A 26,267-nucleotide genomic window follows, 5' to 3' on the forward strand; every position below is an offset into this window, starting at 1 on the left:
GATTCTGTTAGAAGTCAATATTGTTTTTATAATCTTTCTCCTGCAAGTCATATCCATGTTCCGTCCCCTGATATACAATGGGATACTGGCTTTCCTGCTGATACAGACGGGCCAGGTATTCCGTCCGTTCCATCGGCTTATGCTCCTTTTCATACCAGTTATAGAATGTGACCGGATAACCGGGAGAGAGAACTATCTCGGCCGCAGAATAGAAATAATGCCGGTCCTTGTCGTAGGCTTCCAGTATGAGACCGGGCAAGCCGCACAATTTCCAGGGACCTTCCTGAAAAGGCAAATCCGGAGTATACCAGGCCACATACGTCCTTCCCCTGAAACTGGTTGTCGCCTTCCGGCACCGATACCCGCACACCATTTTCACCGAGTCCTGCTGCATCCACTTCATTACAGGTATCTTCTCTTTCACCACCACGGCTTCTTTTCTTCCTATTTCTCCAACTCTCCCATATACATAACAGGAGTCCTTTTGCCTGTCCTTGTACAGGTATTCGCTGGTCGTAGAGATGCCGGCTCTGCGGATGGAATCCAAATTAGACACCCTTGCGTGGAAGCGCTGCAATTTCAGTCTTGCATGCCCCGGCAGAACCTCAATGGAATCATCCTGACAAGTATAGTAACTGACAAACGAAGTGAACCGTTTGCCCAGCCGAAGAATCATACTGTCTCTGTGAATATCGTTCTCTGTCAGAGTATCCCTTTTAACCAGATGTGTATAATGACATTCGAGCAATGCCGGTTCAAGTACCTTTTTCTGCTGCCCCTTACATAAGGACGGGGAGAAAGCCAAAGGAATCAAAAGCAACCACAATTTCTTCATATCGCGTAATGTATTTAAGTCATAAAAACCAGGCAAAAGCTCAAGGGCTAAAACAAAATGTACGCACCCACCATGATATTCCTCGGACGAATCGTATAGCTCCTGCTTATTTTAGTGGCATCCGGCAGGAAGGTCGTATAGGCGTATTCTTTTTCGTTGAACAGGTTGTTCAGATGAAAGTCTATGTGCAGCCGTTTCGTCGCCTTATAAGTGGCCTGTATGTCCCCTAAAAAGAAATGCCGGGTATCGGTCTGGCTTATTTTGTTGGCAAAGTGTTCTCCACATACCGTAAAGCTCCATTTTTCGGAAGGCAGGAACCTGACAGAAAGCTTCTGCTGAAGCTGGTAAGTTTTCTCCTTCTCCTCACTGTCACTAATGTGAAACCTGGTATGCGAGAATCCCATCCGATAATTGACGTTCATCCACGAAAGGACATTCATGTCGATTTCCGGACTCAGGGTGAAATTATCCTGACGGCTCTCCACCTTCCCTTCGCTTCGGAACAGAAATGCATCCCTGCGTGACCATCCGCCATCCAACGTAAACTTTGCCTTCGCCCATCCGGTAGCCTTGGTGACACTGAAGTCCAGATTCGTCGTATTCGCTTTCTGCGGAACATCCACATATCCTGACAGAATATACTGGTCCTGCATCCGCTGAGACACGGTGTACGGCGAACGGTTCCAGGATTTTCGGAACCTGATGCTGGAAAAGAACTCGCTCAGCGGTATATTGTATTCTATTCTGCCATCCACAGACGCATCCACCGTATGAAAGAAATCTGTCAGTCCTTCCGTCAGTGTACGGTAAGTGGTCAGCACGGAGCCGGGATAGAAGCCGGACAGACTGACCGGATTCTCCCTGTAGTCTCCTCTGGCCTGAATCTTCAACCTGCTGTTCAATCGATATTCCGCATAGAGTGAGGTCTGCCATGAAAGCTTGTCGTGGCGCAACGCGCTGTTGTCCGCCTCACTGCGATAATGGTAATAATTGAGGGGAAGGCTCAGGGTGGCGACCAGCTTCTCATCCTGGTATTTCATTTCCGGACTGAAACCGGTCTTGACAAATCCCATCTCCATATTGTTCCGTTCCGCCACATTCGCTGCCTCCAAACCGTATGAATCCAATTCGAACTTCCGGAATATACCGCCAAGACTGGACTTGAAGTCAAAAGTGAAAAGGCCACTCACCGCACCCCAACTGACGGAATTGTCTGTAAAAAATTCTGAGGGCCGGATATGCTGCATGACAGCCGATTCCTCCCTGGATACACTCAGTCTTTGCGGCTGAGCCTGATACAAAAGATAAGAAGTGAAATTGACGAACTTCTTCCCGTTTCTTTTCATCAGAAACAGGTCGTTGGCGAGTTTCTTCCCTCCCTCATACATATTTTGGCTGTTAGACTGATAGCCGCCCAGCCGCACGTCCCGGTCTTTCCAGTCCAGCGACACATCCAGATTCTCCGTAAGATTATAGTCGCTCCTGTTGATTTCGGTTGAGACCTTCCCATTGAGCACATTCTTGTGAAAATTTCCGTCTTCCACCTCCTCCATCCTCCATTGCTCATTGCCGGCCGGATCATAATAAACGCTTTGGGTTTTCTTCAAGGTATTCTCACGATGGTTCTGATAGGTCAGACTGAACTTTATATCCTGACCGCTCTTCAACTTAAACAGATTGTGAGATGTCACCTGATGCGTCCGGTTCTGAAGTTCTCGCTCTCTCGACAGTCCTAATGAATAAGGTGGTGTGATGTCAATATACTCCCTCAATAGATTGGGGCCATTGATTATTTCATTGCGATTGAAGGAGTTCAATTCCTTTGAGATGTCCTGTCCCGTATTGTTTGATTTCAAGGTATTCAACGTTTGAAACCCTTTGCTGAAACGCATGGCCGTTCCTTCTCCATTCCATAGTCCTTCCCCGTCTCCGATACCTCCTGCCGCCTTCAAGGTGCCGATCCATTTCATCCTGGCACCGGATTTCAATCTCAGGTTAATGGCAGCCTGGTCGGAAAAGACAAGCCCTTCGAGCACCTTTATGGGCTGATGGTTCTGCATGACCTCCACACTTGCCACATCCTTCTGAGGGATATTGTTGGTGGCTATTCCATACTGGGTACCCAACAGGTTGCTGTTCTCTATATAGAAGCGGTTAATCGGTACTCCATTGTAGCTTATCTTACCGTCTTCCGATGTTTTTATACCGGGAAGCCTTTTCAGGACATCTCCGATGGCGCGGTCTCCCTCCTTTGAATAAAGCTGCACATCATACTTTATCGTATCTCCCTGCAGGCGGACCCTCGGTACTTTTACCACCACTTCCTTGATTTCTATATCCTTGGGAGACAGAAAGACTTCCATCTCTTTCCCTTCTTCCAATCTCTTCTTGCAGGTCTCATAGCCGATGCATGAGAACCGGACATACATGGGGGCGGTCAGATTTTCAGCCAATTGGATGGCAAACCGTCCATCCTCTCCGGTTGTCCCAAACTTGACAAGCTTGTTTGTCTCTTCTACATAAACCATCACATTCACTCTTCCAATAGGCAAAGCAGTCGCCTTATCGGAGACCTTTCCTGAGAGGGTACGTGATTGGGCGTTTACAAGAAACGGAACATACAGCATCAAGAGAAGAAGTGTGTTCTTCATCGCATTGTCAAGGTTTATCAATGAGTCTTTCTGTCTACATATTCTTTGTTTATCACTTCCTGACTCACCAGTTTTCCATCCTGAAAAGTAAATGCCGTAGTCAAAGTGTACCATTCCCGGTCGTAAAGACTTTCCTGATACAGCAACCGTTCAAGGGGACGGTTATGCATGTCCATTGTCATTTCCTTCGCGTAGGGTTCACCAACAAGCGCCAGAAAATCCTTTTTACTCATTCCAATTTCAATCTTTTCGGAAGTGAATTTACTGTTCTGCACTCCCCAAAGGGACGCACAGCCCACCTGCATGATGCAGCAAGTCAGCAGAACAATTAGTTTAAGTCTCATATTATATAAATTCATCTGTAATCCTTTATGGGTAAGATTCTGTGTCTAATTTATATGTTTATTTTGGAATAAAAAGAATACGAGTTCACTTTTTATCTTTCTTAAAAATTGGTCTTATATATTTCTTGAAGATTTTGTCCACTTCAATGGGTGTGGAGTTATTCAGCATATCGTACATTCTGCCCGTGGAAGGTCTCAGGGTATGCCCGTAATCTGTCTGAATCTTTTTGCTCAGGTCCGGACCCTCATTCATAATGAGTTCTGGAGGACGGCCTTCCATGGTTACATCATATACAGGGTCCTCTCCCCGCTTTGTCCAGATAGAATAAGGACACATACGGATATATCCCTTTGGCTTCCTCACCATAAAGGTGTCTGTCAAACTTCGGGGGATACCTCTTTCGAATGGGTTGTCCACTTCCATCCATTTCTTTTCCAACGGAGCTTCCAGAGGCTTGTTATAATGCTCCATATTCTCTGGAAGGAAGTCAAACTGAATGTGCTTTATCGCTTCCTCATTCAGCTTGATTTCCTTGTCTTCCTTTTGCTGGCCCATTGCCGGTATCACTCCCAGCAAAAAGGAATTCAAAACCATATATCGTTGGATACTGTTCATTCGTCGTTTTCTATTGATTACCCATATTCAATCGCGACATTTCACTTTCAGCCGCACTCTGGTTGTTCATTGTCCGTTCGGTACGGAAACGGTAGGTGATTGTAAAGCCGATTTTCCGTGTGTCTTCCTTTCCTACACTGTACATGATAATATCATTCAGACGGGCTGAAGCACGTGTATTGTTCTTGTTGAAGATGTCGTACCCATCCAGCGAAAGTTGAAGCCTGTCATTCAGGAACGATTTCTTCAGGCTCAGGTTGAAGGAGGTATAACTCTTCGATTCGTACAACTGATAATATCCTTTGGACCCATAATTAAAATCGGCAGACAACAGGAATCCGGCAGGAAGTGTGAAACTGTTGTTGAAGTTCAGCATTACCAGCGGGCGTCCTGCTTTCAGGGTAGTTCCATCCGGGCCGGGGTAATGGAAGAAAGTCTTCATGCAGGTCAGCGTGAGGGAAGGCATCCACCACTTCACAGGATATTGCACATTGACCATACCCGTCAAATTGTGCATTTTATCGAAATTATCCATGTAGCTGACCGTCACCGCCGAGTTTCCCGGCATACTGTAGAAAGCCGTAACCAGCGGATTGCGGGTAAGGGTATAATTCAAATTCAGGAACAGAAACTTATAAAACAGCATATAGTTCAGGTCGTGAGTCAGGGCCTGCTTCAGATAAAGATTTCCTTTCTGATAGGTAAACCGGTCTGTGTACACCGCGTTGTCGTTCATCATATCAAACGGCGGACGTTCCGTATGAATGGAGTAAGTTAGGGACTGTTGCAGCTTCTCCGTATTATAACCCAGCGATACAGAGGGCAGTAGATTGTGATAAGTCTGGTCCTGGCTCTTGTTTTCATGAGTTTCTTTCAGGTCACTCCGTATCTGTTCGTAGCGCAAGCCTGCCCCCAACGACAGATTCTTCCAGGTATAATCGTATGACAGGTAGACCGAATTCTTCATCTCCGTATTACGTGTACGGCCATTATTCAACGCACGGACATATTCTATATAGTCGGTTCCGCTGGTGTGGCTGAAATCGTAACCGAGGCTGAAAGTTCCCGCCTTCTCCGTTTCATACGACAAGGAGAACTTGGCCGCAAACAAATCCCAGTCTGCCTTGCGGTAATAGTCCATAGAGGTTTCCGAACGGTCACTTTCCCATTCACGGATATTACCCTGGCTGCGGTCGGTCTTATGAAGATAATCTCCGTATACGTTCATCCTCCAGCCGTTCTCCCAGTCGTTTGTATAATACAGATTAAGATGGTTGCTGACCGACTTGTCACCCACCTCACCGAGATTCCTGATGAAGGTAGAAACTCCTTTGTCTGGTATCATGGAAAGGGTATCGTTCGAGAAGGTGTTACCCTGACTGTATTTGCCTTCATATTTCAATCCGATTTCCGATTCCGGCGAAAAATGATAAGATACCCCTCCCGTATAGGCATGACTTTCTTGAAAGATGCGCTTCCGGTTCAGGTTGGTCAGGTTCCAGACAGTGTCACTTTGGGTCTGCTGGTAAATGTCAAGATCCGAATCCTTCTTTCCACGGTTATAATTGTAGGAGAGAAAGAAATCCCAGTTCTTATCGTTGTAACTTCCGTTCATCTGATAATTCTGACTGAAATGCGTTCCCTGCAACAGATTCCCCTTGACATTAAAGGCCAGTCCTTCTCCCAGCCGTTTGGTCTTGATTTCAATCACCGCCCGCTGCTCTGAATGATAGTGCACACCTGTATTCGTAACCAGCTTGACGGATTGAATCTGGTCGATAGCCAGATTATCCAGTTCGGTCCGGTCTGTCACCTCCCTGCCGTTGAGATAATAAGTGGGCGTTCCCTTCCCGATTACTTCAATGTCGCTGCCCCGCTGCTGTATGCCCGGTAGCTTACAAAGCAGGTCATTCAGTGTGGTTTCTTTAGCGAGAATCGTATTCGGCACATCGGCTATGAGTCCATCCCGGTCCAGCTTGAAAGGCTTTTTGTATGCGGTCACTTCCACTCCTTCCAGCTCCGTCTGTGCCACTTCCATCCGCACCACAGGCAAAGTTAGATTCGCGCTGATTTGAATATTCTTATACTGTGTCTTATAACCGAGATAAGAATAGCGGATAAGATAGTCGCCCCCGGCAAGCGATGTGCTGTATATCCCGCAAGAGTCGGATACTGCTCCGCTGACAAGGGTGCTGTCCGTCTGGTTCAGGAATGCCACATTCACCATCGGCATCACTGCATTCTCTGAGTCCATGATTTTTCCTTTGACAGCATACTGGCTGTAAGCCGGCAGCAAAATCAGGCTGGCTATTATAGTAAAAAATGACTTTTTCATGAATTAAATCAAGACTTGCTATTGGCCAGCTCCTCCAATTTCTTTTTCAATAATCCATTGTGAAGCTGGTTTGCCACAATCTCCCCGTTACTATTAATCAGAATACCATGCGGTATGCCGGAGAAAGGAAAATTCTCTTTCACCCTTTGACCTTCCGTTGTATCAATCAGAGAATTAAACTTTATCTGATATTTTTTCATGGCCGACTGAAATTCATCCCTGTTCTTGTCTATCGAAATCAGAAGGATATCCAGTCCTTTTTCCTTATACTGGCTGTATGTCTTTTCCAGTTCAGGAAACTCTGCAATACAGGGAGCACAGCCGGAAGACCATAGGTCAATATACAAGTATCCGTTTTGAGGAATAAACGAGGAAAGCTTCCTTCTTACTCCATCGACATCCGGAAATTCCATATCCTTTATCTTCGTACCAATCTTGGCATCCAGCTCCTTCTGTTTCCGGTCCATATCCAGGCGAAGCTCATAGTACCATTGTACTTTTTTGTCGGCTTTCACTTCTTCCGGCAGCGTAGGATAGGTTTCGAGGAAATGAGGGTCATACACAGAACCGATTTCATTGACAAATACAGTCCTGCCCACAATATTGTGTATATTATCAAGCTGGAACTTTACTTTATACTCGGTGTAGACCTGCGCCAGAGAATCATACACCGATGTATCCGGATTGTCTTTTCCTTCTATGCTCCTGCGGTATTCCCTCTCTCCCATTTTTTCGATTCTACTGGTTTCTGTCAGGTAACCGTTGTAAAGGTCATTCATGGGTGTGCCCGATACATGAAAAGCTGAGTCAAATGCTATTTTTACCGTCCCTTTTTCGGGAAACAACATTCCCCTCACTGGATTCAGCGTGTCATTGACTGAGAGATAATAGGCCATCTCAGCATTCTCTTTTAAGCTAAAATTAAATTTTCCATGAAGTAAGGTATCACGACCTACAATAATCGCAGAATCATTCTGAAGATAATATAACTCTACGGGAGTTCCATCAGCACAATCTTGGCATACACCTTCGATATTTACTACTTGGTGATTTTCACAACCTGCCGTGACGATAGCCCACACGACAGCCCAAAAGAGATTGACAGACTTCATTATAAAATATGATTTTAAGAACTGTCCTCAAAAGTAGATATTATCTACGGAATGCCAGTCCACACGTCTCCTAAATTATCCTTTCAACAAACGATTAATGTTTAATGAATCACAAAAAGCTTTTATTTGTGGATGATACTCCGCATCCCCTCATAAAACAAGCCTCCCACGTCTACCCCTAACTTGAACTTTTTGAATTTATAAGAAGGCACCACTACCGGCATCGTTTCCCATCCTGTCCGTGAATCATAAAACCTTTGTACCCCTACATCCACTCCCAAACGCTCTGTAAAGTCGTAGCCTATGGTGGCTCCATAATAGGTATTGTTGAAATTGTATCTGTTATCCGGACTATAGGCACCAAATATCGTCAGATGGAATTTATCCATGGGACGAAACGTCATAGCACCAGACACCCCGAACGACTGACCGATACTATAAGGTAAAGTATATTTTGTGGCATTGATTCCCGCATACACCTCCAAAAAATCATTGATTTGCCGCTGGTACACCCACCCCAGCCGATTCACCCTACCGATACCAGGCAAGGTAGTCTGCATACCTTCCCCATAGAAATAAGGGGCAAACCGCCCGTATGCCTGATAGTCTCCCAAAAACATGGGAGAAGGGTTCACATAATAGGACGGGATGTAAAAAGGTTTCTTCAACTTAGGATCAAAGTTTCCTGCTGAATCCGGCTTTATTTCCAGATTTTCTCCATGCCCCTTTATTTTCACTCTATCCATGGACGGGTCAATGGACAGGAGTCCCTCACCCCCATCTTTTCCCAACCCTGCATCAAGTTTTATCGTATCTTTTTTGATACTTTCTTGTCCGAAAACCTGCGTACAGGACAGTCCTAAAAGCATAAGAAACACAAGTACCGATTTCATCATTCAAACATTTAAAAGCAATCACTTCAAAGTTACTTTAATTTTTTCATTCTGGCTATATGGATTGCAGGTTAAACTTGCACAACTGGATAAAAAAAGAATTACAGCGCCCCATATCAATACAAATCCTATTTTACTTTTATTTTTCATTGCAGTTACCATTTACGGAGCGGATAATTAAAAATAATACGTCAAGGAAGCCACGAACGTCCTGAACTTGGTATCGGGATTATTCTGATAAGTCTTTTTCAGACCCCAGTCATATCCTATGGCTACCTGTACATGGCGGGCTATCTCCACTCCGGCACGAAAGCCCACTCCCCAGTCGAAGCGGGGCATCGTTCCGTCCTTAAACACATTAGAAGAAACCGTCTTGACGACATCCGCTTCTCCGAGCCTGCTGCTTATCTGCTTCATTTGACCGAACAGACCGACATTGAAGTGGGGACCGGCATCCAGAAACAGACTGACATTCTTCCCGACCTTCAGTTTATAACCTAAGTGAATGGGAATATGAAGATAATAAGGCGTACTTTCATATTCGTAAGTATTTTCGTTCATCACATAATAATAAGGGCTTTTCCAGCCGTAGGAGGAAAACATTAGTCCCATATCCACATACAACCCTTTCGCCGCCTCACGGAAGGCATATTCCCCTTTCAACCCGGCATGAAAACCGGATTTAGGCATGTTCCCCTTGGTGGAGTGATAATTATATCCTCCTGAAAGTCCGTACCTGAATTCCTGTGCCTGCACCGAGGCAAACAACGACGCGCATATTGCCAGCGTAAGTAAAAATCTTGTCTTCATAATCTTATGGTTTTTAATTCATTATCAATCATCATTCTTTTTCTTTCGGAGAGCTTATCCAATCGCTTTCGTACACATTGCATCCTCCTAAAAGTCCGATGCCGTTTTCCACATTGGTATAATGGCTGCGGATGGGAGCCAATCCATATTTTCCCAAATCATTGTTTTGGATACGATTGAGTGCTTGCAGGTAAGTGTACATTTCTTTCGACAGCTTGTACAAATAGATTTTATAGGCGATGGTTTCCTTTTGCTCTTCATCTTCATAACCTGGATCGTAATATGTACCCACCTTCAGCACATAACTCTTCCCCTCTATCTTGCTGTCATCCCAACAATACAGATAGCGGTAATACTCTTTCGAAATATCGAACACATCATCAAATCCGGTCTTTTCTGAAAGCAACGGTTCCTTTTCCAGATCAAGGTCTACAGGCATATACTGTATGGTATCCCGCATTTCAGGAATCGAATACACCGTCTTTTTCTTCTTAATGACTCTCATCCCATAATAATCTTCCGTACCGGCCGTATCGGTGAAAGAAACGCGAAACTGTATGCCCCTGCCATAATTGCCGTCTGTCAGCACCACCTCCAGTTTATCCAGTGGGAACGACCTCGGTATCACCGTTTGTGCCTTGGCAAGCGGCAAATCGGGATACGAAACTTCCATCTCGATACGGTCATCTTCTTTCAGTCTGCCCAACACATAATACGACTGAGCCGGAAGCAAACCGGTAGCTGTTTCCGTGTATTTTACCGCTTTCTCCTCTCCGTTCAGCTTGAACACCAGCGTAGGCTTGCCGTCTGTACTTGTCTCCTGGCGGTGAATCACCCGACTCCGGGCCACTTGTATCAAGGTCGTATCACTCCCCGTAAAAGGCATGCAGAAAAGCACGGCCTTGCTCTCGGCACCCATTTCTTTCAGACTGAAATCGTGCGTACACGACTGGCATACAAAGACTCCTAAGAGGATAAACCACATTCTGTATCTCATACGAATTTAAAATTTAAGTGTATAACTGAAGGACGGTATGACAGGAAACACCCCATGAGCTTTCCCCACAAACGTACCGTCCGGATTTTGCTGTACGGTGGCATAAAGCGGGTTCATCCGGCAATACGCATTATACAGGCTGACATTCCAGATGCGCTCGAACCCTCTTTTCGTGGTTTTACGGAAGTTAATCCCTACATCCAACCTGTGATAGGCCGGAAGGGAGACATTGTTGGGCATTTCATACACCAGCATCCCTTCATTTGTTCTTTCCACTCCTGGTAGGACAGGAGCATCCACCTGTTGCGACGGAAGGGTAATACGGTTCCCGCTCCGATAGTTCCACGAGGCGTATGCATCGATCCGGTCATTGAACTTATGCGAGATATGAACGGAAAATTTATGCCGGTTGTCGAACTTGTCGGGATACCATGCAGGATAGAAGTCCGGGAAATACCGCTTGCTCCACGACAAGGTGTAGGAGGCATCGACCGAGGTCTTCCCATTGCTGTAACTGATATCGGTCTCCATTCCGTAGGCTCTTCCTTTTCCGGTTCTCACCTCGTTCTCCCACCGGTCTGCCGCCGGGTTAAGCATGCCACTGCTGCCGTCATATTCTATCAGGTTGTCCATGGTCTTATAGAATCCCTCCAAGCTCCACCGGATGCCATACGGAAGTCTGCCGTAGACTCCTGCGGCATATTGCTGCGATTTCATCGGTGTAATGTGCGCGGTGGAAGGCACCCAATAATCAGTGGGCAGGTTCAGGTAAGTGGCCGAAAGCTGGTGCATGAACTGGCTCATCTCCGTGTACGAAACCTTCAGACTGGCATTGTCGCACAACCTGAGGTGGATTGCCGCACGCGGCTCTATCGAATGATATTTCGTACCCGATATGCCAAACAGCGTGTAATGTACCCCTCCATTCAGCTTCACGTGTTTACCTACCGACAGGTCATCTTCTGCATAAAGCGTGAATTCATTGCTCCTGTACCGGCTGATGATTTGGTCGGTCAGCGCATTTTGAGAAGCATCGTCATACTTGGAATAATAATTCTGGGGCACAAAAAGATGGCGCATATAGTTGGAGCCGAAACGGATGTGATTCCACACATTCGGGCGATAGTCAAACTCCATCCGGTAGCCGAAATCATGGATGGTGGAACGATTGCGTTGCTCTTTCACAATGGCTCCCTTCGTTCCTTCAATATACCCCAACCGCTCTTCACTCAGGTAATTGAAGTTCGACTGATTATGGGTATAAACCCCTGTAAGATTGGCAAACATCTTGTGCGAGAAAATGTATTTCCAGTTGGCAGATACAGTGAAGTTTCCCCACTGTAGAGTGAACTTGTCTATATTGGTCGGCTCCGGGTCAAACAGGTATTCTTTATGCCTGAACTTGAAAAGGTCATTTCCCGAATAAAGGCTGACATCCGCACGACTTTTTTCCGAAAAGATATGGGTTACCTTTGCATTGAAGTCATGAAACGCATACCGCAGATTCTGCTTGTTCCGACGACTGGAATTTATGATGGCGAGAGCCGGAGCCGTGAGCAGGTCCATCCACGTACGACGCAGGGCCACATTGAACGAAGTACGGTTCTTCACAATCGGTCCTTCAAACTGTATTCTTCCTTCCAGTAGTCCCAGCGTGAAACTGCCCCGGTACTCCTTCATGTTTCCGTCATTGGTACGTACATCGACCACCGAAGAAAGCCGTCCGCCGTAACGGGCCGGGAAGCCACTCTTATAGAAATCGATATTCTTGATAATGTCTGTATTGAATGCAGAAAACAGTCCTCCGGCATGGTTCACCTGATACAAGGGAGTACCGTCCAGCAGAAACAGGTTTTCATCGTTGTTGCCGCCATGCACGTACAATCCGGAGATAAGTTCCGTCCCGCTGGCTACTCCCGAGAGACTTTGAAGTTTCTTCACCACATCGGGCGAACTCATAAAGTTGTTTCCGTTCACAAAATCCTTTGCCGTAAGCGATACCTTCCCTGTCTGGGTGGTGTATAAAGGAGAATTCAAATCGGCGGTCACGACCACCTCCTCGATTCGGTAATCCGATTTCAGCCAAATATTTTTTGTTTTATTTCCCTTCAACGTAATCTCTTCCATCAGTTCTCCGCTACCGATGTGCGAGAATCGGATTTTGTGGGTTCCTTCACTCAAGGTCAGGCTGTAAAAGCCATGCTCGTTGGTCAGTGTCCCCGTATGGGAGGTCATATCCCACACGGTGGCATTGATGACCGTCTCTCCGTTTTCCTGATAGACGTATCCGCTTAACGTATAAGAAGATTGTTTTTTAAGTATCACATACTCGCCGTTCACTTCCCATTGGATACCCGTATGCTCGAACAGGGTAGCAAGGGCACTTTCCAGGCTGTGCATATCGAGATGCTTACCGGCATAGGGAATGTCGAGCTTGATAGAAGCATCGTACACAAAGCTGACCGGATATACTTGTTTCACCTGTTCCATCAGGTCTTCAATTGTGACCCGATGCTGTGCATACAGGGATAAGGCATTCATCAAAGAAGCCAGAAAAAATAAGGGTAGGATGCGTGTCTTCATCTGCTTTTCTTTGTGATTTTTATATCCAGTGTCTTTTCAATCAACGTGATGATTTCCTCCAGGTTATCCGTCTTGAACTCTCCGGTAATCGTCCGGTAATGTGCCGACGAATACAGGGGTGTGCCATAATAGAGGGACAGTTCTTTGAGTACCTCTTCAATCGGGGTGTTCCGGTAAACGAATTTACCTGTCGCCCATGCCGACGGATTTGGAAAGGCCGGACGGCTCACCACCGGCATTTCGTCGCCATGAGTCAGCATGCCGCACATGTCTTTCGTAAGAATAATCCCGTCTTTGCCGTATCGGGCCTTGAACACCACCTTACCGGATTTTACATACACCCGGGTAGCCGTGTCCTGTCTGGATTCGTCCACTTCAAACTCGGTACCCAGCACTTTCACCTGGGCATAGTTGCTCGTAGCCAGGAAAGGAGAATGTACATTCTTGCGGACGGAAAAATACACCTTCCCGGACAAGTTCACCGCCCGACATTCTTTTCCGTATGTATCCGCATCGTATGATACCGTAGCCCCTTGGGAAAGAATGAGCAGTGTACTGTCCGGCAGAAAATGCCGGCTCACTCCTGCCTCTGCCGTGATGCACACGGTATGAGGTTCCTTTCCACCCCACAGGGTATGATACCCCACGATACAAAGGAATATCGCCGCGGCTATACCCGAAAAATACAGCCAGCGCCTGCCAGACGGATGGGACTGTCCCTCGCCCATCATTTTTCGCAAGGCCTTCTGGGTATCCAGTTTCCCGTATGTATAATACCGAAGGACAAACTGGAGTTTTCTTTCTTCTTTATCTTTCATAAGGAATGTGTTTTTAGATAAGACTGAATGTCCGGCAGAAAATCCTATGCCGGAAACAAAAAATTATCCGAAAAAGAACAGATATACCTTTTGCACTCCTGCTTTTACGGTTTTAATTGCCTTGCTCATCTGGTTCTTCACCGTATGGACAGAGATACCCATTCTGACAGCTATTTCCTCGTATTTCAACCCCTCTTTCTTGGCCAGCAGAAACACTTCCCTGCACTTTTCCGGCAAAGAGTCTATGGCCGTCCATATACGGGCCTCATCGTAAGCCCATTCTTCACATTCTTCGTCCGAAAGGACCTCTTCAAGGTCGGAAGGCTGCACGTTGCTGTCAATCAATGAATCTTTCTTCAAAATGTCTATGCAGCGGTTTCTCACCATAGAGTACAGGTACGATTTAAGGCCACTTGCGTCCATTCCCCTGTCCTTCCGCCTCCACAGTTCCATGAAACAGTCCTGTACCGTATCTTCCGCATCATCAATATCTTTCAGGTAATGAAGTGCGAACAGACAAAGCGGGCGATAATATTGAAGGAAATGCTCTCTGAATATTTTTGTATTGATGTCCATGTCCAAGTGTGATTGATAGATTCGCATTTTTAGGAAAACTCAGAATCGAAAGTTTACCACTATGAAAGGACTCGTCTTTTATTATATTTAAACACAAGAACATTCTTTTATACATCCTTTAAGTAACGATACGAGAAAGGTCTACAAACTGGGAGTAAACTTCAGCCATCGTACACGCAGCATCGAAAAATGGGTGACAGAAGGATGACTACATAACCATTCTGTAACGAGTCGGCAGGTATGACGGTTCCTTCAAGACGGAAAACGGGACTTACCACCTTGTCCTGTCGGGAACAAGACAAGACGATACCCCCCACTAAAAGCATAATAAGGAGACCCACGCGATTCATATCCACTAGATTTCTTCTCATAGTTTACCTCTTTCCAATCAGATTTATTTGGCCGAGTAAATATAGATACTTTTTTTGAATCCAAAAATCGGTTGGCAGAATTAAACGCCCCCACCTCTTTCTCTCCACCTCAAAGCACTTTCTATGTTTTCCTTGCGCAAAACCTACGTTTCCCGATGCAGAAACCTACGTTTCGCGCAAGGAAAACGTACGGTTCCGCATAAGGAAACGTAAAAGACTTCTTTCCGTCCGGAAGTATTCGCTTTGATAATTCCAGCTATTTTTCGTAACTTCGCACGTTCATCTAACAAGAAGAGACACATGTCAGAAAATGATTTTATTACCATAAAGGGTGCCCGGGTGAATAACCTGAAAAACATCGACGTACGTATCCCCCGCAACAAGCTGGTAGTCATTACCGGACTGTCCGGTTCGGGAAAGTCGTCGCTGGCATTCGACACGCTGTATGCCGAAGGGCAAAGACGTTATGTGGAAAGCCTGTCTGCCTACGCCCGCCAGTTTCTCGGACGTATGAGCAAACCGGAATGTGACTTTATCAAGGGTATCCCGCCGGCCATCGCCATCGAACAGAAGGTGACGAGCCGCAACCCGCGTTCTACCGTAGGCACATCGACCGAGATTTATGAGTACCTGCGTCTGCTTTTCGCACGGGTGGGAAAGACCTATTCGCCCGTGAGCGGACAACTGGTGAAGAAGGACAGCGTGGAAGACATCGTGAACTGCATGCTGTCGTATCCGAAGGGTACACGCTACACGGTGCTGACCCCCATCCTTCCCCGCGACGGAAGAACCGTGGCGGAACAGCTGGACATGGACATGAAGCAGGGATTCACCCGACTGGAGGTGGACGGCGAGATGGTACGCATTGAGGACTACACCTACCACGAAAGCGACAAGGTGTATCTGCTGGTCGACCGTATGAGCTGCGACGACAGCAAGGATGCCATCAGCCGACTGACGGATTCTGCCGAAACGGCCATGTACGAAGGCGACGGCACGTGCATGCTCCGTTTTTACTTGTCGGACGACACCCGCCTGCATGTGTTCAGCACAAAATTTGAGGCTGACGGCATCAAGTTTGAAGAACCGAACGACCAGATGTTCTCGTTCAACTCGCCACTGGGAGCTTGTCCTACGTGTGAAGGCTTCGGCAAGATTATCGGCATCGATGAACATCTGGTAATCCCCAACCGGGCACTGAGTGTGTACGACGGGGCCGTGCTCTGCTGGCGGGGCGAGAAAATGGGAGAATGGCTGAACGAGTTCCTGCGGGAAGCGCCGGCCCACGATTTTCCCATCTTCACGCCGTATTATGAACTGACGCAGGAACAGAAGGATTACCTCTGGCACGGACCGAGAGAGAAGGTCTGCATCGACTCTTTCTTCAAGATGCTGGAGGAAAACCAATACAAGATACAGTATCGCGTGATGCTGGCCCGCTACCGGGGAAAAACGACCTGCCCCACTTGTCATGGCAGCCGACTGAAAAAGGAAGCCAGCTACGTGCGGGTAGGCGGAAAGAACATCTCGGAACTGGTGGAAATGCCGATTACCCAGTTGCAGGAGTTTTTCCGTACCTTGACCTTGGATGCCCACGACACCCTCGTGGCACAACGGTTGTTGAGTGAAATCAAGAACCGCCTGACCTTCCTGTCGGATGTGGGACTGGGCTACCTGACCCTGAACCGGTTGAGCAACTCGCTTTCCGGAGGTGAAAGCCAGCGAATCAACCTGGCTACCTCGCTGGGTAGCAGCCTGGTGGGCTCGTTATACATCCTCGACGAACCGAGCATCGGATTGCACAGCCGCGACACCACCCGCCTCATCAAGGTGCTGCGCCAGCTGCAACAGCTGGGCAACACGGTGGTAGTGGTGGAGCATGACGAGGAAATCATCCGCGCAGCCGACTACATCATCGACATCGGTCCGAAAGCCGGACGACTGGGTGGACAGGTGGTATATCAGGGCGACATGAAAGACTTGCACAAAGGCAGCGACAGCTATACCGTGAAATACCTGCTGGGAGAAGAAACCATCGACCCACCTGCCAGCCACCGCCCGTGGAACAACTACATCGAAATCAAGGGAGCCCGCGAGAACAACCTGAAAGGCATCGACGTACGCTTCCCGCTCAACGTGATGACGGTGGTGACGGGTGTCAGCGGTTCCGGAAAGAGTACGCTGGTGCGCGACATTTTCTACAAAGCCCTGAAGCGGGAATACAGTGAGTCGAGCGAACGTCCGGGCGAATTTGTCTCATTGGGCGGCGACATCCATCAGGTGAACGACATTGAATTTGTAGACCAGAATCCGATTGGGAAATCTTCCCGAAGCAATCCGGTGACCTACGTCAAGGCGTACGATGAAATCCGGAAACTGTTTGCCGACCAGCCGCTGGCCAAGCAAATGGGATACAGCGCAGGCTATTTCTCGTTCAACACGGAAGGCGGACGCTGCGAAGAATGCAAGGGAGAAGGTACGGTGACGGTAGAAATGCAGTTCATGGCCGACTTGGTGCTGGAGTGCGAATCTTGCCACGGCAAACGCTTCAAGAACGACACGCTGGAAGTGAAGTTCGAAGGGAAAAACATCTACGACGTACTGGAAATGACGGTCAACCAGGCCATCGAGTTCTTCACGGAACACAACCAGAAGAAGATTGTCAAGAAACTGCGTCCGTTACAGGATGTGGGGCTGGGCTACATCAAGCTGGGACAGTCCTCTTCGACCCTTTCCGGAGGAGAAAACCAGCGCGTAAAACTGGCCTACTTCCTCAGCATCGAAAAGGCACAGCCTACCATCTTCGTGTTCGACGAACCGACCACAGGCTTGCACTTCCACGACATCAAGAAACTGCTGGAGGCCTTCGATGCCCTCATCAGCCGGGGACATACCTTGGTCATCATCGAGCACAACATGGATGTCATCAAGTGTGCCGACTATGTCATCGACCTCGGACCGGAAGGGGGCGACATGGGAGGAAATCTGGTAGTAGCCGGTACGCCGGAAGAGGTAGCCCAATGTGCGGCTTCCTATACGGGGCAATACCTGACCGAAAAACTCAATCCGCAATCTTAACGCACCAAATACATGACTCAAATACTTGAAACCCTATATAACCGACTGACCGGACATGCCCCTGAAAGCATAGAGGCACTGCCGGGAGCCGGTTCCAACCGAAGCTATTATCGTCTGAAAGGCAGCCCTTCCCTTATCGGAGTGTGCGGTACTTCACGTGAAGAGAACGAAGCCTTCATCTACCTGTCGCATCATTTTCAGGCACAGCATTTACCCGTACCGGCAGTGCATGCTGTTTCCGACGACGGACTCTGCTACCTGCAGGATGATTTGGGCACGGATTCCCTGTTCCAGCTCATCGCCCACGGAAGAGAGACGGGAGAATTTGACGAGACGGAACGGAACCTGCTGAAAAAGGTCATCCGGCTGTTGCCCCGCGTGCAGTTTGAAGGGGCACAAGGGCTGGATTTCGGGAAATGTTATCCGGCGGTAGATTTTGACCATAGAAGCATCCTGTGGGACTTGAATTACTTCAAATATTGTTTTCTGAAAGCGACGGGCATCGATTTCCGGGAAGATTTGCTGGAAGATGACTTTGATGCCCTCTGCCGGACCCTGATGGGAAGCATGGAAACCCAACCGGTATTCATGTACCGCGACTTCCAAAGCCGGAACATCATGGTGAAAGACGGAGAACCTTACCTGATAGACTTTCAGGGAGGACGTAAAGGGCCGATTTATTACGACGTGGCTTCTTTCCTCTGGCAGGCAAAAGCCCACTATCCGGACAGTCTCCGCCAGGAACTGATAGACGAGTACCTGGAGGCCCTTCACCCGTACAAGCCAATCGAAAAAACAGAATTTCTGTCCCATCTGCGCCATGTGGTATTGTTCCGCACGCTGCAGGTACTGGGAGCTTACGGCTTCCGCGGTTATTTCGAAAAAAAGGCACATTTCATTGAAAGCATTCCTTTCGCCATCGAGAACCTGCGCCAGCTGTTGCAGGAAGGCTTCCCGGAATATCCTTATCTCTGCGAAGTATTGCAGCGCATGACGGAACTGAAACAGTTTGCCGTTGTCCGCAACCGCCGCAACCTGACGGTCACAGTGATGAGTTTCTCCTACCGGAAAGGGATTCCGACAGACGAAAGCGGAAACGGCGGAGGATACGTGTTCGACTGCCGCGCCGTACACAACCCCGGACGCTACGAGCAGTACAAGTCGCTCACGGGACGGGATGCACCGGTCATCGAGTTTCTGGAAAAAGACGGAGAAATCACGGAGTTCCTGCGCCATACCGATGCCTTGGTAGATGCCCACGTACAGCGTTTTCTGGAGCGGGGTTTCTCACACCTGATGATTTGCTTCGGCTGCACCGGCGGACAGCACCGCTCGGTATATTCTGCACAACGCACGGCTGAACACTTATATGAGAAGTTCAAAATCAACGTACACCTGATTCATCGGGAACAACAAATAGACCAATTACTGAAAGCCAAATGAAAGCCATGATATTTGCCGCCGGACTGGGTACCCGGCTCAAACCGCTGACCGACCACATGCCCAAAGCCTTGGTGCCGGTGGCCGGACGCCCCATGCTGGAGCATGTGATTCTCAAACTGAAAGAAGCGGGATTTACCGAACTGGTCATCAACATCCATCATTTCGGAGAACAGATTCTCGATTTCCTGAAAGCCAACCAGGATTTCGGACTGACCATCCACATCAGTGACGAACGCGAGATGCTGCTGGATACGGGAGGCGGTATCAAGAAAGCGGCGACTTTCTTCACGGGAACGGAACCCTTCCTGGTACACAATGTGGACATCCTGTCGAATGCTAACCTGAAAGAAGTCTACGAGTTCCACCGGAAAAGCCAGAATCTGGCCACCCTGCTGGTCAGCCCGCGCAAGACTTCACGTTATCTGCTGTTCGATGCAGACAACCGCCTGAGGGGCTGGATTCACAAAGACACCCTGCAGACCAAACCGGAAGGATTGGTATATGAACCGGGAAAATACCGCGAATATGCGTTCAGCGGCATCCATGTGATTTCACCGGAATTATTTCATTATATGGAAGGAGAACAATGGAACGGCAAATTTCCCATCATGGATTTTTACCTGCATACCTGCCAGCAGCTCCTGCTCGGCGGATGCGTGAAGGAAGATTTGCAACTGATTGACATCGGCAAACCGGACACACTGGCCCGGGCCGAAGAATTTCTACAGCATTAACATTAATACCATGTAACGGCACTACCCGTATTGCTTCGCTGGTCCCACTTCAGGGCATCGGTCAGCATACTGGAGTTGGCACGGATGGAGAAATTGTAGGAAGTGAACGGGCCGAACACCAACCCACAGCTCATATTAAAACAGTGCAAGTCGCGGGTAATGTTCAAGGTGGTCATAGACATTTCCTTAGTGGTAAAGTCATACCCTGTAGAATACGTCATGTTCCAGCGGCTTCCAATCTTGAAGTTACCCGACACGTTCAATGAATGGGTCAGTGAATACGGATACCGCATCTTCTTGATGTTGATATTCTTCGTACGGTCTTCGCGAATGCTATAACTGTAACTCAAGCTGATGCTCCAAGGGAATTTAAAGGCCAAGTAACCGTCTGAATCGACAGAAGCCTTTTCCGTTTTTCGCATATTGGAGTTATTATTCTGATTTTCGCTTTCCTCCGTATCCTCTTCCTCGTCTTCCGAATCCTCCTTCTTCTTCTTGTTCTTGTCTTCGTTCTCATCCTTCTTGCCGAAGAGCTTCTTAAAGGTATCGTTGTTCAAGGTATAAGAGAACGAGCCGCTGTATCCCTGGAAACGTCCGAAACGTCCGTACGACCATTCTGTACGGTCGCCTACCACCACATTACCATTTTCATCAAACTGGTAGGCATACGTGGCGAATGACGCATTCATATTGAAAGTATAGTTATTGGGGAACTTCAGACGAAGGTTCATGCTCAAGTCGCTCCATTTCTTGTTGGCCATATCGTAGGACAGAGAAGCACCCAGCTGGTCAATCAAGCTGATTTTCTTGTAACCGGTGGTATCCTTGTCCGACTTCATCTTCATTTCAAGATTATTGTCTACCGAGAAACTGATATTCTGTGACATTGTTTTTCCAGGATAACCATATACCGCCCCTTCATACGGTGAATATTCCACCGTACGCACCTCTCCGTCTTCGTCTGTATAAGTATAAGTATCATAATAGCCATAACGAGACTTACCGAAGTTCGGTGTATACGTATAGCTGACTGTCGGCGTAAAGACGTGACGAATCTGGATTTCCTTGCTCTTCATGAACAACGGTTTGTACATACCATACAGCTTGGTATTCATCTGCAACGCCAAGTTATAGTCGTACACGCGGTTGAAACCATTGATGGTATCGCGGCGTACATGGTCATTGGAAGCCGGACTGGGGTCGTAGCTCTGCTTCACCTTCCGCAAATACCAGCGTTCAGTGTAATTGAACGAAGGTACGATGTTGATATACTTGAACAGGTTGAAGGTGGCCGAAACCGGAATCTTATGCTGCATACCATTTTCCCACTGGGTCAGCGGCGTCTTGAAAAGCAGGTTGTCCTTCGTACTGATGGAGTTCGTGATACTTCCGGTATACTGCAAAGAAATTTTCTCATACCATCGCTCATCGCCTGCCGCTTTCTTCCGCTTGAACGGATAGATACGGTTCAAGGAGATATTGACATCCGGTAAAGTCATGCTCAAAGAAGAGTCACGCGTGTTCTGCGTAATATTGAACGCTCCCGAAATATTCAAACCGATTTCCGGAAAGTTACGGGAGTAGCTCACACTGGATGCCTTGGTATTTTGGGCATACTGCTGCGGATTGTACAAGCTGCTCAAACTGGAACGGTCGTAGCTACTGGTGGCAAAATTCACGCTGGCCGAGAACGAACTGTTCGGATTGGCCTTTGCATCCTGCCGGTGACTCCACTGGATACGGAAGTCCTTCGACACCGAATAGTCGGGCATATTCTTTTCACCGGTTTTCGTCACCAAGTAACTGGCATTGAAAGAGCCGCTGTATTTGTAGCGTTTGTTATAGTTGGATGCAGCCGAAAGTCCCCATGACCCTTTCGTAAAGATTTCGCCCAACACCTTCAAGTCCATCTTGTCGCTGATGGCAAAATAATATCCTCCATCACGCAGATAGAAACCACGGTTCATTTCATCTCCATACGTCGGCATGATGAAACCGGAAGAATAGCTGCTGTTGAACGGGAAAAATCCGAACGGAACGGCAATGGGCAGAGGCACATCCTCTACCACCAGCTGGGCCGGACCAAATACTACATTCTTCTTGGGACGGACCTTCGCCATGGACATCTTCAGATAGAAGTGCGGATGATCAGGATTATCACAGGTAGTATACATCCCTTCCCCCATGTAAATCTCATCATTTGCACCTTTCTTAGCTTTCTTACTGGTTACATACCCTTCACCCTGCTGTGTGACAATATTGTTGATGAATCCTTTCTTCGTCTTGAAGTTATAGCGCATAGTCTTGGATTCGTACGGGGTCTCTCCATCCTTGAATACCGGCGTACCACTCTCCACTCCCGTCGTATCGGCCACGCCTCTTGCATAGACCGTACTACTGTCCATATTCATGGAGATGATTGCCGAAGTCAGTTCGATATTCTGGTAATTGACTTTTCCCTCCCCGTAAAGATGCGCATAGCCTCCCTTGGTAAAGACAATGGAATCGTTGGCCTCGTAAATGACAGGGGCATCCAGCGGCTCCTTCTTCTTGGCTGTGTCTGCGGCCAAAGTATCTATTCCCAGCGAATCCATCGCCAATGAATCCCGCTGAAGAGAATCGGCTGTCACAGAATTTCGGTCCCCTCCCCGCATACGTTTTCCTCTCACACGCTGCGCTTCGGCATAGAATGAGCAGAAAAAGCCAAAAACAAACAAGGATAGCAGTAAATATATGGTTCTTTTAAATGATGTCATTACCGTTTTCTTACGCAATATGCGGTGCAAAAGTAAGCATTATCCGATAAATAAACGCCAAACCCTTTCTTATTTATGTATTTTTAGTTCTATAAGAAGAGTTTACACCAGGCATCGAAACGGGTAAGGCCTTCGTCTCCATGCTTTTCGATGCTCTTACGGGCCTTCTCCACACTTTTCTCCTTATCAAGTTTGGTCTTTGAATAGAACTTATCGGCAAAACAGATAATCTGTTCTTCCAGGCTGACGGGAATCATATCGCGGTGAGGTATCGGCAGGTTCTGTTTAAGAATAGCCTGCAAGGACAGTCCGGCCCCCGTGTGACGCTCACACACCAAGGCATGACGCGGATACCCTTCACGCGCCACCAGCTCTGCTCCCAGATAACCATGGCAGATATAGGGATATTTACCAAAACAATAAATGCCATCGGCATCGGTCTCGAAAATCCCGATGTCGTGCAACATGGCGGCCTCCTCAATAAAATTCAAATCCAGATTCAGTTCCGGATGTTTTCGGGCCATGGCCAGTGCCTTATCGGCCACCGAACGGCTGTGTACCAGCAGAATGTGTCTCAACTCATTTTCTACCGGATAATAATTGTCTATCAATGCAAGTGGATTCATCATAAAGGTGCTATATTTGTAAAAAGTCTCACAAATCTATAAAAAATCCATGAGTTACACGAAAAGATTCCGATTGAATTACATACTGGGGCTATGCTGTCTCTGGTTTGGAGCCCTGCAAGGACAAGCCACTGTGCGCAACGGGGCCGACCAACTGGATAAATTACTTCCGTTGCTGGAAGGGAAACGGGTTTCGCTCGTCGTCAACCACACTTCACTTTGCGGAAAAACCCATTTGCTGGACACCCTGTCTACCTACCTCAAAATCGTGCAGGTGTTTGCACCGGAACACGGATTCCGGGGAGAGGCCGATGCCGGAGAAAGTGTCAACGACGGGAAAGACCTCCGCACGAGAGTCCCCATCCGTTCTCTTTACGGGAAAAACAAGAAACCGCTTCCCTCCCAACTGGCAGATACGGATGTGTTGGTTTTCGACATGCAGGATGTAGGTGCCCGGTTCTATACCTATCTAAGTACACTTTATTACGTGATGCAAGCCTGTGCAGAGAATCATAAGGAACTGATTGTGCTGGACCGCCCCAATCCATGCGATTACGTAGACGGCCCGGTACGAGAAAAAGCCTATAAAAGTTTTGTGGGCATGCTTCCTATCCCGGTGCTTCACGGCTGTACGCTGGGCGAACTGGCCCGGATGATCAACGGAGAAGGATGGCTGGGCCACCAACTGCAATGTTCCCTGCACATCATCCCCGTGGAAGGCTGGAGACACGGACAATCGTATTCGCTTCCGGTGAAGCCCTCCCCCAATCTTCCCAATGACCTTTCCATTGCACTCTATCCTTCCCTCTGCCCTTTTGAAGGTACTGCGGTGAGCGTAGGAAGAGGTACCCTATTCCCGTTCCAGATAGCAGGCTCACCCGATTTGCGCAAAGCCTTTTCCTTCCATTTCACACCCAAAGCACTGGAAGGATTCGACAAGCATCCCCTGTACTGCGACCGTACTTGCTACGGAATAGATTTACGTACAACAGACCAGCTCCCTCAAGGCTTTTCCTTGCAATACGTCATCCAATTCTACCGAGCCTACCAGGCCCTCTATCCGGATGCAGAGAAACGGTTCTTCACCCGTCCCCGATGGTTCGACCTATTAATGGGGACCTCACAAGTACGCAAGGATATCCTGCAAGGAAAGCCCGAAACGGAAATCCGCCGGACCTGGGAAAAAGATTTGCAACTCTATCGGACTATCCGTGCCAAGTATCTGCTATATGAATAAAAAAGAGCGGACAGCAGTCTCCTCCTGAGAGATTCCTGCTGTCCGCTTCTGTATTCTTTTAATTTCAAGAATTATTTTTTCTTCATTTTCTGCATCATACCTGCCATCTTGCTGCCTGTCACCATCTTCATCATCTTGCGGGTCTGGTCGAACTGTTTCAGCAAACGGTTCACTTCCTGAATGCTGGTACCGCTACCTTTAGCAATACGTGTACGGCGTGTACCGTTCAGAATTTCCGGATGTGTACGTTCTTCCGGTGTCATGGAATAGATGATGGCTTCAATGCTCTTGAAAGCGTTGTCGTCAATGTCTATATCCTTAATGGCCTTCCCCACTCCCGGAATCATGGAAGCCAGTTCCTTCAGGTTACCCATCTTCTTAATCTGGTGAATCTGCGTCAGGAAGTCGTTGAAATCAAACTGGTTCTTCTGGATTTTCTTCTGCAGGCGTTTGGCCTCTTCTTCATCATACTGTTCCTGTGCGCGTTCTACCAAAGAAACGATATCACCCATACCCAGGATACGGTCGGCCATACGGGCTGGATGGAACTGGTCTACAGCGTCCAGTTTTTCACCCGTACCGACAAACATAATCGGCTTGTTGACCACGGTACGAATAGACAGGGCCGCACCACCACGTGTATCACCATCCAACTTGGTCAGTACCACACCGGTGAAATCCAGACGTTCGTTGAATTCACGGGCTGTATTCACCGCATCCTGTCCGGTCATGGCATCTACCACGAACAGGGTCGCATCCGGATTGATGGCCTTCTTGATGGCTTCAATCTCGTTCATCATCTGCTCGTCAATCGCCAGACGTCCTGCCGTATCGACAATCACCAGGTCATAACCTTTTGCCTTGGCTTCCTGAATGGCATTCAACGCAATCTGCACAGGGTCTTTGCTATCCGGTTCGCTGAACACCGGCACTTCCACCTGCTGCCCCAGCACTTTCAACTGTTCGATAGCAGCCGGACGATACACGTCGCAGGCTACCAGCAAAGGCTTGCGGTTTTTCTTGGCCTTCATCATACGGGCGAGCTTGCCAGAGAAGGTAGTCTTACCAGAACCTTGCAAACCTGACATCAGGATGACAGCCGGACGGTTTTTCAACTCGATTTCTGCCGTATCTCCCCCCATCAGGGTAGTCAATTCATCGTGTACTATCTTTACCATCAACTGGCTGGGCTTGACTGCTGTCAAGACATTCTGTCCCAAGGCTTTTTCCTTTACCGTATCGGTAAAGTTCTTCGCCACTTTATAATTCACGTCCGCATCCAACAAGGCACGACGGACATCTTTCAAGGTTTCGGCCACATTGATTTCGGTGATTTTACCTTCACCTTTCAATATTTTAAACGACCGTTCCAGTCTTTCACTTAAATTATCGAACATATATGTTGCTTTTTTATTTATTATCAAAATTTTCCAGCGTGCAAAATTACAAAAA

General features: G+C 47.8%; 19 protein-coding genes. 4 read left to right on the forward strand and 15 right to left on the reverse strand.

Annotated features, from left to right (window positions below):
* Positions 1-7: 7 nt before the first annotated feature.
* The 12 genes from BQ7480_RS13025 to BQ7480_RS13080 form a co-directional block, all read right to left on the reverse strand.
* Positions 8-835 carry a GLPGLI family protein gene (locus BQ7480_RS13025; RefSeq protein WP_072543205.1) on the reverse strand — a complete coding sequence of 276 codons (828 nt, stop codon included), beginning with the start codon at positions 833-835 and terminating at the stop codon, positions 8-10.
* A gap of 47 nt (positions 836-882) precedes the next feature.
* Positions 883-3,486, reverse strand: a complete 2,604-nt coding sequence (locus tag BQ7480_RS13030; RefSeq protein ID WP_161946437.1) for a carboxypeptidase-like regulatory domain-containing protein — start codon at positions 3,484-3,486, stop codon at positions 883-885.
* 17 nt (positions 3,487-3,503) lie between these two features.
* Positions 3,504-3,830, reverse strand: a complete 327-nt coding sequence (locus BQ7480_RS13035) for a hypothetical protein (protein WP_139255778.1) — start codon at positions 3,828-3,830, stop codon at positions 3,504-3,506.
* A gap of 85 nt (positions 3,831-3,915) precedes the next feature.
* Positions 3,916-4,446: a DUF4858 domain-containing protein gene (locus BQ7480_RS13040; RefSeq protein WP_072543208.1), complete on the reverse strand. Its 531-nt coding sequence runs from the start codon at positions 4,444-4,446 to the stop codon at positions 3,916-3,918.
* Positions 4,447-4,456: 10 nt separating this feature from the next.
* Positions 4,457-6,781: a TonB-dependent receptor family protein gene (locus BQ7480_RS13045; RefSeq protein WP_072543209.1), complete on the reverse strand. Its 2,325-nt coding sequence runs from the start codon at positions 6,779-6,781 to the stop codon at positions 4,457-4,459.
* Positions 6,782-6,789: 8 nt separating this feature from the next.
* On the reverse strand, positions 6,790-7,893 hold the full coding sequence (locus tag BQ7480_RS13050; protein ID WP_072543210.1) for a TlpA disulfide reductase family protein: 1,104 nt from the start codon (positions 7,891-7,893) through the stop codon (positions 6,790-6,792).
* Between the two features lie 122 nt (positions 7,894-8,015).
* Positions 8,016-8,786, reverse strand: coding sequence for a hypothetical protein (locus tag BQ7480_RS13055; RefSeq protein WP_072544032.1), 771 nt, complete (start codon positions 8,784-8,786; stop codon positions 8,016-8,018).
* A gap of 177 nt (positions 8,787-8,963) precedes the next feature.
* Positions 8,964-9,596, reverse strand: coding sequence for a porin family protein (locus BQ7480_RS13060; RefSeq protein WP_072543211.1), 633 nt, complete (start codon positions 9,594-9,596; stop codon positions 8,964-8,966).
* 31 nt (positions 9,597-9,627) lie between these two features.
* A complete protein-coding gene (locus BQ7480_RS13065) occupies positions 9,628-10,593 on the reverse strand; it encodes a DUF4249 domain-containing protein (protein WP_072543212.1) in 966 nt (321 codons plus the stop codon).
* Between the two features lie 6 nt (positions 10,594-10,599).
* Positions 10,600-13,176, reverse strand: a complete 2,577-nt coding sequence (locus BQ7480_RS13070; protein ID WP_072543213.1) for a carboxypeptidase-like regulatory domain-containing protein — start codon at positions 13,174-13,176, stop codon at positions 10,600-10,602.
* Complete coding sequence (locus tag BQ7480_RS13075; RefSeq protein WP_072543214.1) at positions 13,173-13,994, reverse strand: FecR family protein; 822 nt, start codon at positions 13,992-13,994, stop codon at positions 13,173-13,175. Before BQ7480_RS13075 ends, BQ7480_RS13070 begins: the two co-directional genes overlap by 4 nt.
* Before the next feature lie 63 nt (positions 13,995-14,057).
* Complete coding sequence (locus tag BQ7480_RS13080) at positions 14,058-14,570, reverse strand: RNA polymerase sigma-70 factor (protein WP_072543215.1); 513 nt, start codon at positions 14,568-14,570, stop codon at positions 14,058-14,060.
* Between the two features lie 671 nt (positions 14,571-15,241).
* On the opposite strand from BQ7480_RS13080, the gene uvrA reads away from it, so the two are divergent.
* The 3 genes from uvrA to BQ7480_RS13095 are packed head-to-tail and all read left to right on the forward strand — an operon-like array spanning position 15,242 to position 20,196.
* Positions 15,242-18,019, forward strand: coding sequence for an excinuclease ABC subunit UvrA (uvrA, locus tag BQ7480_RS13085; protein ID WP_072543216.1), 2,778 nt, complete (start codon positions 15,242-15,244; stop codon positions 18,017-18,019).
* A 12-nt stretch (positions 18,020-18,031) separates the two neighbouring features.
* The gene (locus BQ7480_RS13090) at positions 18,032-19,462 is read left to right on the forward strand and encodes a RapZ C-terminal domain-containing protein (protein ID WP_072543217.1); all 1,431 of its coding nucleotides are present in this window, start codon (positions 18,032-18,034) and stop codon (positions 19,460-19,462) included.
* On the forward strand, positions 19,459-20,196 hold the full coding sequence (locus tag BQ7480_RS13095; RefSeq protein ID WP_072543218.1) for a nucleotidyltransferase family protein: 738 nt from the start codon (positions 19,459-19,461) through the stop codon (positions 20,194-20,196). Before BQ7480_RS13090 ends, BQ7480_RS13095 begins: the two co-directional genes overlap by 4 nt.
* 2 nt (positions 20,197-20,198) lie before the next feature.
* Here BQ7480_RS13095 and BQ7480_RS13100 read toward each other — a convergent pair whose 3' ends face one another.
* Both BQ7480_RS13100 and BQ7480_RS13105 read right to left on the reverse strand, forming a co-directional pair.
* A complete protein-coding gene (locus BQ7480_RS13100; RefSeq protein ID WP_235816740.1) occupies positions 20,199-22,850 on the reverse strand; it encodes a putative LPS assembly protein LptD in 2,652 nt (883 codons plus the stop codon).
* Positions 22,851-23,041: 191 nt separating this feature from the next.
* Entirely contained in the window at positions 23,042-23,578 is a 537-nt protein-coding gene (locus tag BQ7480_RS13105; RefSeq protein WP_072544033.1) for an HD domain-containing protein, read from the reverse strand.
* A 49-nt stretch (positions 23,579-23,627) separates the two neighbouring features.
* On the opposite strand from BQ7480_RS13105, the gene BQ7480_RS13110 reads away from it, so the two are divergent.
* Positions 23,628-24,815 (forward strand): exo-beta-N-acetylmuramidase NamZ family protein, encoded by a 1,188-nt coding sequence (locus tag BQ7480_RS13110; RefSeq protein WP_072543220.1) that lies wholly within the window; start codon positions 23,628-23,630, stop codon positions 24,813-24,815.
* A gap of 71 nt (positions 24,816-24,886) precedes the next feature.
* Here the strand turns inward: BQ7480_RS13110 and ffh are convergent, their stop codons facing one another.
* Complete coding sequence (gene ffh / locus BQ7480_RS13115) at positions 24,887-26,212, reverse strand: signal recognition particle protein (protein ID WP_072543221.1); 1,326 nt, start codon at positions 26,210-26,212, stop codon at positions 24,887-24,889.
* Positions 26,213-26,267: the final 55 nt, after the last annotated feature.

It is taken from the genome of Bacteroides mediterraneensis (assembly GCF_900128455.1).
Lineage (GTDB): Bacteria > Bacteroidota > Bacteroidia > Bacteroidales > Bacteroidaceae > Phocaeicola > Phocaeicola mediterraneensis.

Bases quoted from the DNA above. Each gene is read 5' to 3' on its own strand.
- BQ7480_RS13090 (WP_072543217.1), top strand. From the start codon at position 18,032: ATGACTCAAATACTTGAAACCCTATATAACCGACTGACCGGACATGCC.
- BQ7480_RS13055 (WP_072544032.1), bottom strand. From the start codon at position 8,786: ATGAAATCGGTACTTGTGTTTCTTATGCTTTTAGGACTGTCCTGTACG.
- BQ7480_RS13065 (WP_072543212.1), bottom strand. From the start codon at position 10,593: ATGAGATACAGAATGTGGTTTATCCTCTTAGGAGTCTTTGTATGCCAG.
- BQ7480_RS13030 (WP_161946437.1), bottom strand. From the start codon at position 3,486: ATGAAGAACACACTTCTTCTCTTGATGCTGTATGTTCCGTTTCTTGTA.
- BQ7480_RS13025 (WP_072543205.1), bottom strand. From the start codon at position 835: ATGAAGAAATTGTGGTTGCTTTTGATTCCTTTGGCTTTCTCCCCGTCC.
- BQ7480_RS13105 (WP_072544033.1), bottom strand. From the start codon at position 23,578: ATGAATCCACTTGCATTGATAGACAATTATTATCCGGTAGAAAATGAG.
- BQ7480_RS13100 (WP_235816740.1), bottom strand. From the start codon at position 22,850: ATGCGGGGAGGGGACCGAAATTCTGTGACAGCCGATTCTCTTCAGCGG.
- BQ7480_RS13045 (WP_072543209.1), bottom strand. From the start codon at position 6,781: ATGAAAAAGTCATTTTTTACTATAATAGCCAGCCTGATTTTGCTGCCG.
- uvrA (WP_072543216.1), top strand. From the start codon at position 15,242: ATGTCAGAAAATGATTTTATTACCATAAAGGGTGCCCGGGTGAATAAC.
- BQ7480_RS13080 (WP_072543215.1), bottom strand. From the start codon at position 14,570: ATGGACATCAATACAAAAATATTCAGAGAGCATTTCCTTCAATATTAT.
- BQ7480_RS13040 (WP_072543208.1), bottom strand. From the start codon at position 4,446: ATGAACAGTATCCAACGATATATGGTTTTGAATTCCTTTTTGCTGGGA.
- BQ7480_RS13035 (WP_139255778.1), bottom strand. From the start codon at position 3,830: ATGAGACTTAAACTAATTGTTCTGCTGACTTGCTGCATCATGCAGGTG.
- BQ7480_RS13110 (WP_072543220.1), top strand. From the start codon at position 23,628: ATGAGTTACACGAAAAGATTCCGATTGAATTACATACTGGGGCTATGC.
- BQ7480_RS13095 (WP_072543218.1), top strand. From the start codon at position 19,459: ATGAAAGCCATGATATTTGCCGCCGGACTGGGTACCCGGCTCAAACCG.
- BQ7480_RS13070 (WP_072543213.1), bottom strand. From the start codon at position 13,176: ATGAAGACACGCATCCTACCCTTATTTTTTCTGGCTTCTTTGATGAAT.
- ffh (WP_072543221.1), bottom strand. From the start codon at position 26,212: ATGTTCGATAATTTAAGTGAAAGACTGGAACGGTCGTTTAAAATATTG.
- BQ7480_RS13050 (WP_072543210.1), bottom strand. From the start codon at position 7,893: ATGAAGTCTGTCAATCTCTTTTGGGCTGTCGTGTGGGCTATCGTCACG.
- BQ7480_RS13060 (WP_072543211.1), bottom strand. From the start codon at position 9,596: ATGAAGACAAGATTTTTACTTACGCTGGCAATATGCGCGTCGTTGTTT.
- BQ7480_RS13075 (WP_072543214.1), bottom strand. From the start codon at position 13,994: ATGAAAGATAAAGAAGAAAGAAAACTCCAGTTTGTCCTTCGGTATTAT.